This window comes from Streptomyces marinisediminis (assembly GCF_026262575.1).
Lineage (GTDB): Bacteria > Actinomycetota > Actinomycetes > Streptomycetales > Streptomycetaceae > Streptomyces > Streptomyces marinisediminis.
Genome location: NZ_JAPKFL010000018.1, coordinates 14,458 through 29,871 on the forward strand (window position 1 = coordinate 14,458; position 15,414 = coordinate 29,871).

At 78.7% G+C, this 15,414-nt stretch carries 12 protein-coding genes; 2 read left to right on the forward strand and 10 right to left on the reverse strand.

Translation table 11 applies throughout. The features are described from left to right. From OSB71_RS16055 to OSB71_RS16090, 8 genes are all read right to left on the reverse strand, one after another. A complete protein-coding gene (locus tag OSB71_RS16055; RefSeq protein ID WP_265948745.1) occupies positions 1 to 1,215 on the reverse strand; it encodes a GNAT family N-acetyltransferase in 1,215 nt (404 codons plus the stop codon). Next, positions 1,212 to 2,408, reverse strand: a complete 1,197-nt coding sequence (locus OSB71_RS16060) for a YveK family protein (protein ID WP_265948746.1) — start codon at positions 2,406 to 2,408, stop codon at positions 1,212 to 1,214. The genes OSB71_RS16055 and OSB71_RS16060 overlap by 4 nt, the downstream gene beginning before the upstream one ends. 6 nt (positions 2,409 to 2,414) lie before the next feature. Beyond that, positions 2,415 to 3,614 (reverse strand): glycosyltransferase, encoded by a 1,200-nt coding sequence (locus tag OSB71_RS16065; RefSeq protein WP_265948747.1) that lies wholly within the window; start codon positions 3,612 to 3,614, stop codon positions 2,415 to 2,417. Beyond that, positions 3,611 to 4,477, reverse strand: a complete 867-nt coding sequence (locus OSB71_RS16070) for a polysaccharide deacetylase family protein (protein ID WP_416237272.1) — start codon at positions 4,475 to 4,477, stop codon at positions 3,611 to 3,613. The genes OSB71_RS16065 and OSB71_RS16070 overlap by 4 nt, the downstream gene beginning before the upstream one ends. Further along, positions 4,467 to 6,374 (reverse strand): lipid II flippase MurJ, encoded by a 1,908-nt coding sequence (locus tag OSB71_RS16075; RefSeq protein ID WP_416237273.1) that lies wholly within the window; start codon positions 6,372 to 6,374, stop codon positions 4,467 to 4,469. Before OSB71_RS16075 ends, OSB71_RS16070 begins: the two co-directional genes overlap by 11 nt. Then, complete coding sequence (locus OSB71_RS16080; protein WP_265948853.1) at positions 6,371 to 7,681, reverse strand: O-antigen ligase family protein; 1,311 nt, start codon at positions 7,679 to 7,681, stop codon at positions 6,371 to 6,373. Before OSB71_RS16080 ends, OSB71_RS16075 begins: the two co-directional genes overlap by 4 nt. Before the next feature lie 94 nt (positions 7,682 to 7,775). Then, a complete protein-coding gene (locus OSB71_RS16085) occupies positions 7,776 to 9,242 on the reverse strand; it encodes an exopolysaccharide biosynthesis polyprenyl glycosylphosphotransferase (protein WP_265948749.1) in 1,467 nt (488 codons plus the stop codon). Then, positions 9,239 to 10,447: a glycosyltransferase gene (locus OSB71_RS16090; RefSeq protein WP_265948750.1), complete on the reverse strand. Its 1,209-nt coding sequence runs from the start codon at positions 10,445 to 10,447 to the stop codon at positions 9,239 to 9,241. Before OSB71_RS16090 ends, OSB71_RS16085 begins: the two co-directional genes overlap by 4 nt. A 410-nt stretch (positions 10,448 to 10,857) precedes the next feature. On the opposite strand from OSB71_RS16090, the gene OSB71_RS16095 reads away from it, so the two are divergent. Then, on the forward strand, positions 10,858 to 11,097 hold the full coding sequence (locus tag OSB71_RS16095) for a chaplin (RefSeq protein ID WP_265948751.1): 240 nt from the start codon (positions 10,858 to 10,860) through the stop codon (positions 11,095 to 11,097). Positions 11,098 to 11,245: 148 nt separating this feature from the next. On the opposite strand, the gene ligD is transcribed toward OSB71_RS16095, so the two are convergent. Next, a complete protein-coding gene (gene ligD, locus OSB71_RS16100) occupies positions 11,246 to 12,250 on the reverse strand; it encodes a non-homologous end-joining DNA ligase (RefSeq protein ID WP_265948752.1) in 1,005 nt (334 codons plus the stop codon). A 77-nt stretch (positions 12,251 to 12,327) separates the two neighbouring features. Here ligD and OSB71_RS16105 point away from each other — a divergent pair, with 77 nt between their 5' ends. Next, positions 12,328 to 13,389 carry an ATP-dependent DNA ligase gene (locus OSB71_RS16105; protein ID WP_265948753.1) on the forward strand — a complete coding sequence of 354 codons (1,062 nt, stop codon included), beginning with the start codon at positions 12,328 to 12,330 and terminating at the stop codon, positions 13,387 to 13,389. Positions 13,390 to 13,479: 90 nt separating this feature from the next. Here OSB71_RS16105 and OSB71_RS16110 read toward each other — a convergent pair whose 3' ends face one another. Beyond that, positions 13,480 to 15,414, reverse strand: coding sequence for a primary-amine oxidase (locus tag OSB71_RS16110; RefSeq protein WP_265948754.1), 1,935 nt, complete (start codon positions 15,412 to 15,414; stop codon positions 13,480 to 13,482).

Sequence of the window (15,414 nt, forward strand, 5' to 3'; positions counted from 1 at the left end):
TCAGCCGGGGGCGGCGCCGCCCGCCGACCGCGCCGGGCGCGTGTCGGCACCCGGCCGGGCGGGCCGCCAGGCGGCCAGGCGCGCGGGCCACCGCCGCAGGGCCGGGAAGCGGGTCCGGGCCAGCTCCGCGCACGCCGCACGGCCCACCGCCTGCGCGGTCAGCCACCACAGTGCCGGGGCGAGCCGGCGCCGGGCGAGCAGGAGACGCTGGTTGGTCACCGGCACGGGGCGCCAGTGCAGCTTGTACGGCTCGGTGCCGCGCAGCAGGCTCAGCACCCGCCGCCCCGACCCGGCCGCCTGCCGGGCGTCGTGCCGCAGCAGCATGGTGGTGATGTCCACCTTGCGCTCGCGCAGGACCGGGTGCGCCCCGTAGAGGTAGCCGCCCGCGAGGTCGGCGGACAGCAGGGTGACGTCGGTGGCCACCACCTCGCCGTCCAGCCGGTACTCGGTGACCGCGGCCTCACCGGCGCGGGCCATCTGCCGTGCGGCGCGCGCCAGGTGTTCGGCGAACCGGGGCCGCAGGTGCTCGGGCGTCACCCCGCGCCCGCGCCACTGGAGCGCGTGCAGCCGCAGCAGGGTGGCGACGGCGTCGGGCACCTCGTCGGCGGGGACGGCGCGCTCGGTGACACCGAGCGCGTCGAGCCTGCGGAGCTTGGCGCGGAAGCGCCGCGCCTGCCGTCCCGGGAGCCGGTCCAGCAGGCTCTCCAGCGGCGCCCCGGGCAGCTCCAGGCACACCGAGTCGCACAGGCGGCTGCGCGGGCCGGGCCAGTGCCGGTACAGCCGCTCGGCGTCGCCGCCGGGGCGCACTTCGCGCAGGTCGATGACGGCGCCCGCGGCGGCGTCCCGCAGCCCGTCCAGCAGGGCCGCCGGCGCGCCCGGGCAGCCGGGGTCGACCAGCACGTCGCGGAAGTCGGAGACGGGCCCGCCCAGCGGCACGAGCACCGGCAGCGGACGGTAGGCCAGCATCAGCGGCGCGGCGGCGACCAGGGCGGGCCCCTGGTGGACGAGCACCAGGCGCAGCCGTCCGGGCGTGCCGTAGGACAGCCACCACGAGTGCAGCCACGGGTGGCTCTGGAACGGGGTGGCCGCCGGGCTGCGCCGGTGCAGGGCGGCCCAGCGCGGGCCGAGCGCGGCGAAGGCGTGGGCGTCCCGGCAGACGGTGACCGTCAGCGCGGACCCGGCGGGTGGGGCGGTCGCGGTGGCGGCCGTGGTCACCGGGCCGACTCCTTCCGCTGCGCGCGGCCGCCGCGCTGGGTCCGGCCGCCGCGCTGGGCGGCGGTCGCCCTTCCGGACGCCTTGCCCGATGACGTGCCCGACGACGTGCCCGGGGACGCGTCCGGGGCCTTGGCGGTGTTCCGGCGCGCGGCCCCGTCCCCGCTCCGCTCCGGCGATCCGGCGCCGGGCGGGGCGCCGCGCTCCGCGGCCCCGGTGCCGGTTCGCGCCGGGTCGGGGGCGTCGGCCCCGGACGTGCCGTGCGCCTCCGCGTCCGGCGCGCTCCCGGGCGCCTCCGGGGAGCCGTCCGCTACCGGCGCGGTCGGCTCGGGGACGGGGCCGGGGCCGGGTGCGCAGGCCGAGGCGGACGGCCGCGCGGGCGGTGCCGGGGCGCGGGGCGCGGCCCTGGGGCGCACCAGCGTGAACAGGCCGCCCACCAGCGCGCCCGCGCTGGTGCCGACGGCCGCGGACAGCGGCGCCGAGGGCGAGGACGGGCTGCCGGGCGGGAGCGCCCGGGCGAACCGCACGAGCCGTACGCCGGTGCTCTCGGCCGCCGCGTCGGCGCTCGCCGCCAGCGCGTCGGCCACGGCGTTGGCCCGCTCGGCCGCGTGGGCGGGCCGGGTGGCGGTGCCGGTGATCTCGATCATCGGGGCGTCCGGCGACGTCGCGGAGCGCACGCTGGCGCCCAGTACCCCGGTCGGTGCCCCGGCGGCCTGCCGGGCGTCGCGCAGGACGGCGCCGCTGGTGGCGATCCGTCCGTAGGCCTGGGCGAAGCCGAGGGCCGCCGCCGGGTCGGACCCCTCGCCGGGCACCACGACCACGTAGCTGGTGGCGGCGTACCGCGGCGTGCTCAGCAGGCCCCAGGCGCCGCCGAGCGCGAGCCCGAGCAGCGCGCACAGCCCGACGGGCCACCAGGCGGGCGGCCTGCCGTGCCACCTCGCGCGCCACCGCCGGGTCCCGCCGCCCGGGCCCGGCGGCCGCAGGGCCGCCAGGCGGCGCGGCGCGCGGCGGACGGACGCGGGCAGCGGCAGGCGCGGGCGCGAACCCCCGCGGGGCGCCGGGCCGTCGGCCGGGTCGGCGGGGCGCTCGGGGGCCGCGGCGGGACGCCCGCCGGGGCCGGCCGGGCGGTCGGGCGCCGGGGGCGCGGCGGTGTCGGCCGGGCGGTCGGCGGTGTCGGCCGGTGCGGTATCGGGCATGCCAGGTCACCTCTCCGATGCGACGGGTGCGGCAGTTGCGACGGGTGCGACGGATGTGACGGGTGCGGTCGGCGCGGACGCGGCGGCCGCCCGGGCGTGGACGGACTCGTAGAGGCTCATCAGCCGGTCGGCGCTGCGGGTGATGTCGTAGCGCCGGACGGCGGCCGGTACCGGCTGCCGGGGCAGTCGGGCCGCGCGCAGCGCCCGGAGTTCGGTGACGAGCTCGGGCACCCCGGGGCCGATGCGCCGGGCGCCCGGCGCCGCGGTGGGCGGCAGCTCGTCCAGGGCCGGGCAGGTGACGTGCCGGACCGGCAGGCCCGCCGCCAGCGCCTCGAGCGCGGCGAGCCCGAACGCCTCCTCGTGGGACGGGGAGACGAAGACGTCCATGGCTCCCAGCAGCGCGGGCAGGCCGGGCTCGTCTCCGGCGGTGTCGGCCACGGCCCCGTCCCGCTCGCCGGTCAGCAGCACCCGGTCGGCGGCGCCCAGCCGTTCGGCGAGCCGACGCAGGGCGAGCCGCCGCGGGCCGTCCCCGACGAGCAGCAGACGGGCGTCCGGGAGCGCGGCGACCGCCCGCACGAGCACGTCGAACCGCTTGCCGGGGACGAGCCTGCCGACACCGCCGACGACGAAGGCGCCCTGCGGCAGCCCGAGCCGGGCCCGGGTATGACGCCGCAGCCCGGGGTGGAAACGGAACCGGGCGGGTTCGATGCCGTTGGGGATCAGCTCGATGCGCGGGGCGGGCACGCCCCAGTCGCGCAGGCGGCGGGCGACGGTGGCGGAGACGGCCACCGTCGCGCCGCCGAGCCGCTCGGTGGCCAGGTAGAGCCCGCGGGCGGACGCGGTGAGCGGGCGTCCCTCGATCTGCGCGTCGCCCAGGGAGTGTTCGGTGGCCACCACGGCGCGCACCCCGGCCAGCCGGGCGGCGGCGCGGCCGTAGACGCAGGCGCGGTAGAGGTGGGTGTGCACCAGGTCGTAGTGGCCGGCGCGGATGAGCCGGACCAGCCGGGGTAGGGCGGACAGGTCGCGGTTGCCGCTCATGCCCAGGTGGGCGACGCGGTGCCCGTCGCCCCGGATGCCGACCGCGACGGGCCCCGGGTTGGTGAGGGTGACCACGTCGCAGCCGACGGGCAGGTGGCGCAGGAGCAGCCGCAGTTGCTGTTCCGCGCCGCCCACGCCGAGCCCGGTGATGACGTGCAGCGCCTTCACCGGGCGTCCTCGGCGGGCGGCGCCGCGGGCGGCAGCGGGGTGCGGCGCAGCGGGTGGAGCAGGCGCTTGGCGCGCAGCCGCCAGGCGGTGTCGCGGGCGCCGACGTGGACGCGGGGCACGGCGTGCGGGCCGGTGAGGTGGCCGGGGTCGACGGCGCAGGCGTAGGCGTAGCCGGCGTCCCGCACGGCGCGCACGGCACGGGAGTCCACGGCGCCGTAGGGGTAGCAGAACCCGGCCGGGGAGCGGCCGGTCAGCTCGGTGAGCAGCTCGCGGCTGCGGGCGGTCTCGGCGCGCAGCACGGCCTCGCTCGCGGTGGTCAGGCGCTCGTGGTGCAGCCCGTGGGAGCCGATCTCCATGCCGGCGGCGGCCGCCGCCCGGATGCCGTCGGCGTCCAGCAGCGGCTTGCGCGGGCCGAGCGGGTCCCAGGCGTTGTCGCCGCCGAGCCGGCCGGGCAGGACGAAGACGGTGGCCGTGCAGGCGTGGCGGCGCAGGACGGGCAGGGCGTGCTCGACGAAGTCGGCGTAGCCGTCGTCGAAGGTGAGGCCGACCAGCCGTCCGGCCCGTCCGGCCGCGTGCGCGCGCAGCAGCTCCCCGACGCCCACTCCCACCAGTCCGCGCCGTCCCAGCCAGGCGAGCTGCCGCTCCAGGCGCTCCGGGGAGACGGTGACGGCGTAGGGGTCGTCGGTGGTGGTGTCCACCGAGTGGTACATCAGCACCCAGGGGCCGCGTCGGCGTCCGCCGGCGGCGGGCGGCCGGGCGGCGGGGGCCGGGCCGCACGGACGCGGCGGCGGCGCGGGCGCGGCACGGGGTGCGGGCGGCGCGGCGGGCGGCGCGGCGGGCGGGGCGGCCGGTTCAGCGGACATGGGGGCTCTCCTCGGTCGGTCGGGTCCTACGGATGCGGGCGGCCCGGCGCAGGGCCGCGGTGACGAGGGCGGGGACTTCGGGGGCGCGCAGGGCGCACCCGGCGGCGGCGAAGACGAGTGCCACGGCCGCTCCCCCGGCCAGCACGGCGCCCAGCGCGGCGGGCAGGAGCGCGGCGACGGCCCACCCGGCGCAGGCGGCGGCCGCGGCGGCGGCCACCAGCCGCGCCAGGCCGGTGACCAGGCGGCCGACGGAGACGGGGACGACCCGCGCCCCGAGCCCGTGCAGCAGCAGGGCGGCGGCCACGGTGATCCCGGCGGCGTTGGCGGCCGCGATCCCGTGGACGCCCCACACCGGCGCCAGCGCGGCACCCGCCACGACGGTGAGGACCAGTCCCGCCGCCATGGCCGCCGCCGGGTACCAGGTCGGGCGGGCGGCGGAGAAGAACGGGCGGACCAGGGCGCCGACGAGGCTGTGCCCGAGCAGGCCGAGCGCGTAGACCCGCATCACCGAGGCGGTGGCCGCCGTGTCCGCCGGGCCGAACGCGCCGCGCTGGAAGAGCACTTCGATGATCTGCGGCGCGCAGCCCAGCACGAAGGCGGCGCCGAGCAGGACGACGAGGCCGGCCAGGTGCAGGTCCCGCTCCACCCGGCGCCGGGCGGCCTCGGCGGCCCCCTCGGCCATCGCGCGGGCGACGACGGGGAAGGTGACGGTGCAGATCATCAGCGACAGCACCATCGGCATCTGCGCCACCTTCTGCGCGTAGTTCAGGTGCGAGATGGCCCCGGCGGGCAGCCCGGAGGCCAGGTACCGCTCGACGAGCACCTGCGACTGGCGGCTGACGGCGAACAGCACCACCGGGGCGAGCAGACCGAGTCCGAGCAGCGCCGGCCGGGCGACGGCGCGCGGCCGGTCGGCGCGCGGCCGGTCGGCGGCACGGAGACGGACGGCGGCACGGAGACGGACGGCGGCACGGTGCCGGAAGCGGTGACGCGGGCGCCGGGCCCGGCGCCCCGGGCCGCGCGAGCGGCCGGCCGGCAGCAGGCGGACGGCGGCGGGCAGTTGGACGAGCACCATCGCCACCCCGCCCACCGCCACCCCGAGCGCCGCGCCCCGCACGCCCAGCACGGAGTGGGCGGCGACGACGGTGGCGATGATGGCGAGGTTGTACGCGGCGTAGATGGCGGCCGGCGGCGCGAAGGAGCGGTGGGCGCGCAGCGCGGCGCTGGCGTATCCGGCGATGCCGAAGGTGAGGACGGTCAGCGCGGTCAGCCGGGTGCAGTCGACGGCGAGCCCGGGGTCGGCCAGGCCGGGCGCGAGGGTGTGGACGAGGGCGGGGGCGGCGGCGGCCAGCACCCCGGCGGCCAGCGCGAGCGCGGCGAAGAGCCGGGGGAAGGTGGCGGTGAGCAGGGCGCGCACCGGGTCCTCGGCGGGTCCGGCCCCGTGGTCGCCGGCCGCCGGGCCGGGCCGCGTCGCCGCGGCGCGGCGGGAGAGGGCCAGGCTGAAGGCGGGCACCAGCAGCAGCGCCATGGCGTCCTCGATGAGCAGCGTGGCGGCCAGCTCGGGGAGCGTCCAGGCGACGAGGAAGGCGTCGGTGGCGCTGCCCGCGCCGAAGAGGTGGGCGAGGGTCTGGTCGCGGACGAGCCCGAGCAGGGCACCGGCGGCGGTGAGCACGGCCGTCAGGGCCGCCGCCCGCGCCAGCGGACGCCCCAGCGCCGACGCCCCGCCCGCACCGGCCTCCCGCTCGCGGGCGGGCCCGTCTCCGGCGGCCCCCGGGCGGCCTGCCCCGGGGGCCCCGCCGGGCGCCGCACCGCCCGCACCCGCCCGGGGCGCACCCGCCCGGGGCGCGCCCGGCGGGCCCGGTGCGTCCGCCCGTGTCACCTGCCCGGCTCCGCTCACGGGGCGGCCGTCCGCTCGGCGCGGGGGTCGTGGGGGTGGAGGGCCCACCAGGCGGCCAGCCCGAGGACGACACCGGCGAGCACGGTGGAGGGGCCGCCGATGTCGGCGTAGGCGAAGTCGAAGAGCTGCCAGCAGAGCAGGCCGACGGCGACCAACCCCACGTCGTCGCGGGCCCGCCCGCCCGGTCGGCGGCGCTCCAGCCGGTGGCGGCGCACTCCCAGTACGACGAGCGCCGCCCAGCTCCCGGCGAGCGCGGTGATCCCGAGCAGGCCCTGCTCGCTGAGCACGAGCAGGTACATGCTGTGCGGGGAGAGCAGGGGCTCGCGGCTGAAGGCGCGCCCGGCGCCCGCGGTGTCGCTGCCGGAGGACAGGGCGAGGGAGGCGTGGGCGTCCCGGTGCGCGGGGAAGTGCTTGACGCCCACGCCGGTGAGCGGCTCCGCGCGCCACATGCCCGCGGCGGCGGCCCACAGCGCGTACCGGTCGGTGACCGACTGGTCGGGCGCGGCGGTGACCCGGGTGATGCTGGCCAGCCGGTCGCCGACGCGTTGCGAGCCGACGCCCAGCCCGCCGACGAGCACGACGGCCGCGCAGGCGACGACGGCCAGCGTGCGCAGCGCGAGGCGGCGTCCGGCCAGCAGCAGCACCACGACCCCCGCGACGGCGGTGGCCAGCCAGGCGCCGCGGCTGAAGGAGAGGGCGAGCGGCACGGTGAGCGCGGCGGCGCAGCCCAGCGCGGCGGGCCGCAGCCAGCGCGGGGCGCGGTCGGGCGGGGCCAGTCCGAGCGCGAGCGCGACGAGGAGGCCGTGCGCGACGACGGTGGACATGCCCATCACGTCCAGCGGCCCGAAGGTGCCCACGGCGCGGAGGTCCTGGCCCTGGTAGGAGGCGCCGGTGCCGGTGGCGTACTGGTGGACGCCGACGCCACCCTGCACCACGGCGGCGGCCAGCACGGCGGCGGCGACGAGCCTGGCGTCCGCGCGGTCCCGCAACAGCAGCGCGACGGCGGCCGGGACGAGGACGAACACCTGGAGGTGGCGCACGAGGCCGGGCAGGCTGGCCGCGGGGTCCGTGGAGGCGACGGTGGCCACCGCGAAGGCGACGGCCGGGGCGGCCAGGACCACGGCGGCCGACCGGGTCAGCGGCCGGGCCCGGGTGCGCAGCAGGCGCACGGCGCACCACAGCACGAGCGCGGCCGAGGCGGCGTCCGCGGGGCCGACCCGGGCGTCGTCCGCGCCGGGCGGGACGCACAGCAGCAGCACCACCGCCACCACCGGCAGCACCGGAGCGTGGCGCCGCACCCGGCCCAACGGGTGCCCGGCGCCCGGGTCCGCCGGGCGCGGAAGCGGCCGGGGACGGCTGCCCCCGGCGCCCCGGAGCGCGGTCGTCGCCGTGGCCGCCACCTCAGCTCCCCGTGTGCCGGAAGAGCAGGGTGGCGGTGCGCAGGAGGATGCGGACGTCCTGCCACAGCGTCCAGCTCGCGATGTAGTGGTTGTCGAAGCGGGCGCGGTCCTCGATGGAGGTGTCGCCGCGCAGTCCGTGCACCTGGGCGAGCCCGGTGATCCCCGCGGGCATCCGGTGCCGGGCGGCGTAGCCGGGGTGGGCCTCGCTGAACCTGGCCACGAAGTAGGGCCGTTCGGGGCGCGGGCCGACCAGGCTCATGTCCCCGCGCAGCACGTTCCACAGTTGCGGGAGCTCGTCCAGGGAGGTGCGGCGCAGCAGGCGTCCCGCGCGGCTCATGCGCCGGTCGTCGGCGACGCTCCACAAGGTGGCCGACTCGTAGGCGTCGGCCGGGCGCAGCGTGCGGAACTTCAGCAGGGTGAAGGGGCGGCCGTCCTGGCCGACGCGCTCCTGGCGGAAGATCACCCCGGGTCCGTCGGCCAGGCGTACGGCGGCGGCGCAGGCCAGCAGCACGGGGGCGGCCAGCAGGAGCGCCGCGGCGGCGAGGACGACGTCGAGGAGCCGCTTGGCCAGGGCCCCCGGCAGGCCGCTGGGCGGCGGGTCCAGGCGGCGGCAGCCGTGGCCCCACAGGTGGGTGTCGGGCGGGGCGGCGCCGGGCGTGTCGTCCGCGATCCACAGGGTGCAGCCCTCGGCCGTCAGGAGGCCGGCGAGGGCGGACAGCCGCGGGTCGCTCTGCGGGGCGGCCGCGAACACCGCGTCCCGGACGGCGTGCCGCGCGACGGCCCGCTCGACGTCCTCCGCCGTGGCCAGGACCGGCAGCGCGGACGCCGCGCCGTCACCCTCGCCCGCGTCGCCGACGACGGCGACGGGGCGCAGGCCGTACTCGGGGTGCTCGCGCAGGGCCGCGGCGAGCCGCCGCCCGGCCGGGCCGGTGCCCACCAGGAGCGTGGCGTGCGGTGTGCGCCGGGCCCGGCGGCGGCGGGCGGCGAGCACGAGACCGCGGGCGGCGGTGGCCAGCAGGAGGTGGGTGGCGACGACGGCGAGCAGCTCGCCCAGGGCCAGCGGCCGACCGGGGCTGAGCCCGGCCCACGCGGCGGCGGCCAGCCCCCAGGCGGCGCCGAGGCGGGCCAGCAGGGCGGGCAGCGCGTCGGCCGCGGCGGCCCGCGGGCCGGGGCGGTACAGGCCCGCGCGGGCGTTGAGCGTGAGGGCGAGGGGCAGCGCGAGGGCCGGCACGGCCGGCGGGGTGGCGGCGGTGCCGGCCAGGGCGAGGACGGCGGCGGCCGCGACGCCGGTGAGGCAGTCGGCCACCCGCAGGGCGCGGCCGGTCCGCGAGCGCGCGCGGGTGCCGGGCCGCCCCGCTCGGGCGGGCGGCCGCCCGCCCGAGCGGGGCGGCGGGAAGGTGGCCGGGGCGGCGTGGCCGGCCGCCAGCAGGGGGCCGGGGCCGGCGGTGTCCGCGCTCTCGGTGGTCATCGCTGGATGCGCTCCCTGTGCTTCGGATACGGGCGCCCCGCCAGCTCCCGGTACAGCTCCGAGACGGCGGCGGCGGTCTGCCGCGCGTCATGGGCGGCGCGGACGTGGTCCTGGGCGCGGCGGGCGGTGCGGGCCCGCAGGGCGGGGTCGTCGAGCAGCCGCAGCAGCGCCCGGGCGAGGGCCGCCGGGTCCTCGGGCGGCACGAGGCACACGCGGCGCAGGTCGGCGGGCAGGCTCTCGCGGGCCCCGGTGACGTCGGTGAGCACCACGGGGCGGCCGCAGGCCATGGCCTCCAGCGGGGCGAGGGCCATCCCCTCCCAGCGGGAGGGGAGGACGACGAGGTCGGCGGCCCGGTACCAGGGCACGGGGTCGGCCGCGGCCCCGGCCAGGCGGACGCCGACGGGTGCGGCGTCCAGCAGGGCGGCGCGGTCGGGCCCGTCGCCGACCAGGACGAGGCGGGCGTCGGGGTGGGCGGCGCGCACCGCGGGCCAGGCGCGCAGCAGCACGTCCTGCCCCTTCTGGCGGCACAGCCGGGCGACGCAGACCAGCAGCGGCGCGGCGTCCGGCAGTCCGTCCAGCGCGGGCGGGCCGACGCGGGACGCCGGGTCGGCGGGGTGGCGCGGCGGGCCGGCGGGACCGGGCGGGGGGCCGGCGGGGCGGAAGCGGTCGAGGTCGACGCCGTTGGGGACGACGGCCCAGCGCGCGTCGATCCCGGCGGACGCGCCGCGTCGCCGTTCGTCCTCGCTGACGCACAGCACCCGGTCGGCCCAGCGGGCGGCGGCGCGCTCCCAGCGCAGGGCCAGGGCCCGGGCCGGGCCGGAGACGGCGTCGAAGGACCAGGCGTGCGGCGTGAAGAGCGTGGGCACGCCGCCGCGCAGCGCGAGGCGGGCGGCGAGCCCGGCCTTGGCGCTGTGCGCGTGGACGACGTCGGGGGCCAGTCTGCGCACGAGGCGGGCCAGGCGCAGAACCTCGGCGGGCAGCGCGGCCCCCGGGGCGCGGCCGGCGGGCCAGGGGTGGACGGCGGCTCCGGCGGCCGCGGCCCGGTCGGCGAGCGGGCCGCCGGGCGGGCAGGCGAGGTGGACGCGCGTGCCCTGCCCGGCCTGGGCACGGGCCAGGTCGGCGACGACCGACGCCACGCCGCCGTCCACGGGCTGGGCGACGTGGAGCACGGTGAGCGGGCGTGTCGGGTGGCGGTCGTGCGGCACGCGTGGTCCTCCCCGGGCGGGTGCGGCGGGTGCGGCGGGTCAGCGGGTGCGGGCGGGCGGCGGTGTCCGCCGGTGGCGGGCGGACGGCGGACGGCTCCGGGCTCGGGCGGCAGCGCCGGAGGCCGTCGCGGTGCGTGCTCGGCGAAGCGCGCGGGGCGTCGACTGCACCCTGACAGAATCCTGTCCGATGAACGCCGTGACGCGCTGATATTCACTCAATACACCCGGTTTGCCGGACAGTGGGGTCTTTGCCCACCGGTGGCGCCCTGGGGGTGCTCGCCGGGGCGCTGCGGCCGGACGCCGCCGGGCGGCGCACGGAACGTCACCAACGGGTGATCGGGCGTATCCCCCTCCGCGGCGAGTCGTTGAGCGGTGTGCCCATGGAGCACAATCCCCAGAAGGAGATCGCTATGAAGCGCATCGTCAAGGCCACCACACTGGCCGCCGCCGCCGGCGCCCTGGTCGTCGGCGGCGCGGGTGCCGCGCTGGCCGACGCCGACGCGGACGGCGCGGCCGTCAACAGCCCCGGCGTGGCGAGCGGCAACGTCGTCCAGGTCCCGGTGCACGTGCCGATCAACCTGTGCGGCAACAGCATCAACATCGTCGGGCTGCTCAACCCGACCTTCGGCAACGTCTGCATCAACGACTGACGCGGATGTGCCGCACGGCCCGCGGGCGCCCCACCGGCGCCCGCGGGCCGCTGACGCGCGCGCACGCCCCGCGCCGTTCCGTGTGCCGCGCGTCGGTGCCCGCGCGTCGGTGGCCGTGCGCCCGTGCCCGCGCGCCCGTGCCCGCGCGTCAGCGCTTGGCGCGGCTGGGCTGGACGCGCTTGGGCTCGCCCGGCATCTTCGGGTAGTCCGGCGGGTAGGGCAGGTCGCCCATGCCGTGCTCGCGCATGTCCCGTTCGGCCATCTCCAGCAGCGGCCCGAGCGGGAAGGCGTGCTCGTCCATGTCGGCGTGCACGTCACCCTCGCGGGCGAACCGGGCGGGCATGGTGGCCAGGTCGAAGTCCTCCGGGCGGGCGTCGTCGAGCTCCTCCCACCGCAGCGGCGCGGAGACCTGGGCGCGCGGGTGGGGCCGTACCGAGTAGGCGGCGGCGATGGTGCGGTCACGAGCGGTCTGGTTGTAGTCGACGAAGATGCGCGCGCCGCGCTCCTCCTTCCACCAGGCGCTGGTGATCCGCTCGGGCGCCCGCCGTTCCAGCTCGCGCGCGACGGCGATGGCCGCCGCGCGGACCTGCACGAAGGTCCAGCGCGGTGCGAGCGGCACGAAGACGTGCAGGCCCCGGCCGCCGGAGGTCTTGGGCCAGCCCCGCAGCCCGAGCTCGTCCAGCAGCTCCTGGAGGCGGCGGGCGGCCCAGCGGGCGTCCGCGTAGTCGGTGCCCGGCTGCGGATCGAGGTCGATGCGCAGCTCGTCGGGGTGGTCGGCGGCGCCGCGCCGCACCGGCCAGGGGTGGAAGGTGAGCGTGCCCAGGTTCGCGGCCCACACCACGGCCGCCACCTCGGTCGGGCAGATCTCGTCGGCGTGGCGCCCGCTGGGGAAGGTGATGCGTTCCGTGGGAATCCACCCGGGCAGGTTCTTCGGCGCGCGCTTTTGGAAGAAGGACTCCCCGGTGACGCCGTCCGGGTGACGTTGCAGGGTGGTCGGACGGTCGCGCAGCGCGCGCAGGATGCCGTCCCCGACCGCCGCGTAGTAGTCGGCGACGTCGCGCTTGGTGAAGCCGCGCTCGGGGAAGTACACCTTGTCGGGGTTCGACAGCCGTACCGTGCGGCCGCCGATCTCCCGTTCCACCGCCTGGCCCATGGCGCCACGCTAACCGCCCTCGCCCGGCCGCGCCCGTCCAGCGGGCGGACACCGCCGGGCGGACGCACAATCGCCGCATGGACCTGCCGGTGATGCCCCCCGTGAAACCGATGCTGGCCAAGCCGGCGGCGAAGATCCCGCCGGGCATGCACTACGAGGCCAAGTGGGACGGCTACCGGGCGATCGTGTTCCGGGACGGCGACGAGGTGGAGATCGGCAGCCGCTCGGCCAATCCGCTCACCCGGTACTTCCCCGAACTGGTCGAGGCGCTGCGCGCCAACCTGCCGCGGCGCTGCGTGCTGGACGGCGAGATCGTGGTGGCCCGCGAGGGGCGGCTGGACTTCGACGCCCTCCAGCAGCGCGTCCACCCCGCCGACTCGCGGGTGCGGCTGCTCGCCCGCACCACCCCGGCCAGCTTCGTCGCCTTCGACGTGCTGGCCCTGGACGACACCGCGCTGCTCGACGTGCCGTTCGCCGACCGGCGCGAGGTGCTGGCCACCGCGCTGCGCGAGGCCGGGCCGCCGGTGCACCTGGCTCCGGCCACGACGGACGTCGAGGTCGCCCGGCAGTGGTTCGAGCGGTTCGAGGGGGCGGGTCTGGACGGCGTCGTGGCCAAGCGGCTCACGCTGCCCTACCGGCCCGACCAGCGCGTGATGGTCAAGGTCAAGCACGAGCGCACCGCCGACTGCGTGGTGGCGGGCGTGCGCCACCACAAGAGCGGTCCGGTGGTCGGCTCGCTGCTGCTCGGCCTGTACGACGCCACCGGCAGGCTGCAGCACGTGGGCGTGTGCGGCGCGTTCTCGATGGCGCGGCGGCGCGAGCTCATGGCCGAGCTGGAGCCGCTGCGGATGGCGGACGCGGCCGGGCACCCGTGGGCCGCCTGGCGCGACGAGCAGGCGCAGGCCTCCAGCCGGCTGCCGGGCGGTCCGAGCCGCTGGAGCGGGCGCAAGGACCTGTCCTGGCTGCCGCTGCGCCCGGAGCGGGTGTGCGAGGTCGCCTACGACCACATGCAGGGCGACCGGTTCCGGCACACGGCCCAGTTCCGCCGCTGGCGCCCGGACCGGGCCCCGAAGGAGTGCACGTACGCCCAGTTGGAGGAGGTCGCCACCTACGACCTCTCCGACGCGCTGGGCGGCTGACGGCCGCGCCCCCGGCCGCCCGGTGCCCCATGCCGCGCGGTGCGGCCGGAGGCGGGCGCGCCGGAGGCGGCGGCGTCCGCCCCCGCGCCGTCAGGTGTGGCAGTGGCCGCCGGGGGACAGGTCGGACTCGGCGGGGAGGTCCAGGGTGGGGTTGCGGTCGAAGAAGCCCGTCGGGCGCAGGGTGAAGCCGGTGGCGTCGACGGGCATGACCGGCCAGTCCTCCAGCCGTGGCAGGTGTGTGGGGCCGAAGGTGTGCCAGAGGGTCAGCTCGGTGTTCTCCAGCGGCTCGTCGGCGGCGGCCCACGCGGTGACGCCCGCGCCCCCGGGGTGCTGGTTGGGGTAGTCGCCGTCCGGGTAGCGCCGGTCGGCGCGGTGCCTCGTCACCCACAGGTGGCGGGTGCCGTAGCCGACGCGCCGGGCCACGGAGGACTCGGGGTCGGCGAGCAGCACGGGGTTGGCCTGCGGCACCAGGGTGTAGGCGACGGGGCGGCCGGTGCGGTTGCGGGACCCGGGGTTGGTCAGGCGCCAGGTGCGGGCGACGGCCGGATCGGCGAGGCGGCCGCCGTCCGCACCGCGCCGCAGGGGCGTGGCCCGGGTGGTGAAGGCGTTGCCGTTCGGGTTGTCCGGGCCCATCGGCAGCCGGACCGCCTCGACCTCCTCGACCGTGTTGGCCGGGCCGTCCACGGCCGGGTCCAGGCGGGCGCAGAACAGGTGCTGGTGGAAGGGGGCCTGGAGCCCGGGGGCGACCTCGGTGGCGTGCGGCGTGTGCGCGCCCGGCTCGGTGGCCGAGGTCTGCACGATGCCGGTGGACTTCGCCTCGAAGGCGATCGTGCCGTCCTGGTGGAGATACCAGTAGAAGCCGTAGTCGTAGTTGCCCAGGGTGGTGACGAAGGAGATCACCAGGCGGCGGGAGCGGCGGCTGACGACGGCGGTCTCCCCGCTGGCGTCGAAGATGTTGGTGTGCTTCCACAGCAGCCCGGTGTCCTCCTCGTGCACGCAGATGGCGTGCCGCAGCGTCTCGGGGTGGCCGAGGTCGTCGTGGAGCACGGCGTCGAGGTAGCGGATCTCGCCCAGGCAGTCGCAGCCCAGGCGCAGCGAGTTGGCGTTGCGGCCGAGCAGGTACTCGCCGGCGTCCAGGTAGCACACCCAGTCGCGGGCGGGGTCGGGCTCGGCGTAGGGGACGGCCATCTCGGCGAGCGAGGCGCGGTGCAGGACGGGGCGCAGCCGGTCGCCGTCGCGCACGGCGAGCTGGTGCAGCACCAGGCCCTCGCGCGCGTTGAAGTCCAGCCGCAGGTCCCAGTTCTGCCAGGTCAGGTGGTGACCGTCGAGGTGGAAGGACGGCCCGTCGGGCTGGGTGATCTCCAGCCGCCGCAGGTCGGTGCGCGGGGGCGGGGTGTGCGCGGGGTCGTAGTTGCCGCACTCGGCGGGGACGGGGACGGCCCCGGTGTCCAGCACGCGCAGCACGCGCCGCTCGGTGAGGTCGACGTCGGCGACCAGGCCGGCGACGGGGTGGGCGAAGGGGTTGTCGGTCTCGTCGCAGCGCAGGAACGTCAGCGAGCGCAGCATGCGCCGCCCGCTCTCCTGCTCGCGGGCGAAGTTCCCGGCGGCCAGCGGCGCGGCGACCGCCCGGGCGATCGCGTCGTCGTCGAGGCCGCGCCCGGCCATGGCCGCGCGCCAGTCCGGGTCGGCCTTGACGATCGCGTCGCACAGTTCGTACTCCTCGAAGAGGATGGGCGGCTGCCCGTCGGTGGCCGCGTCCAGCTCGCGCCAGGCGACCAGGGCGCGGGCGGTGACGTCGACGACGGCCTCGGCGGAGCGTCCCGTGGCGCGGTCCAGGAGGGTGACGCGCACGTGGCGGGTGACCGGGTCGCCGGGGCGGTGGCTGGCCGCGGCGTGCCGCTCGGGCTCGTCCAGGAGCACCAGGGGGAAGCGGGTGGCCTCGGTGACCTTGCCCGCGTCGGTCAGGACGGCCCGGGCGGTGGCGATCTCGTCGGCGGTCAGCGGGTCGAGTGGGTGGTCGGCCAT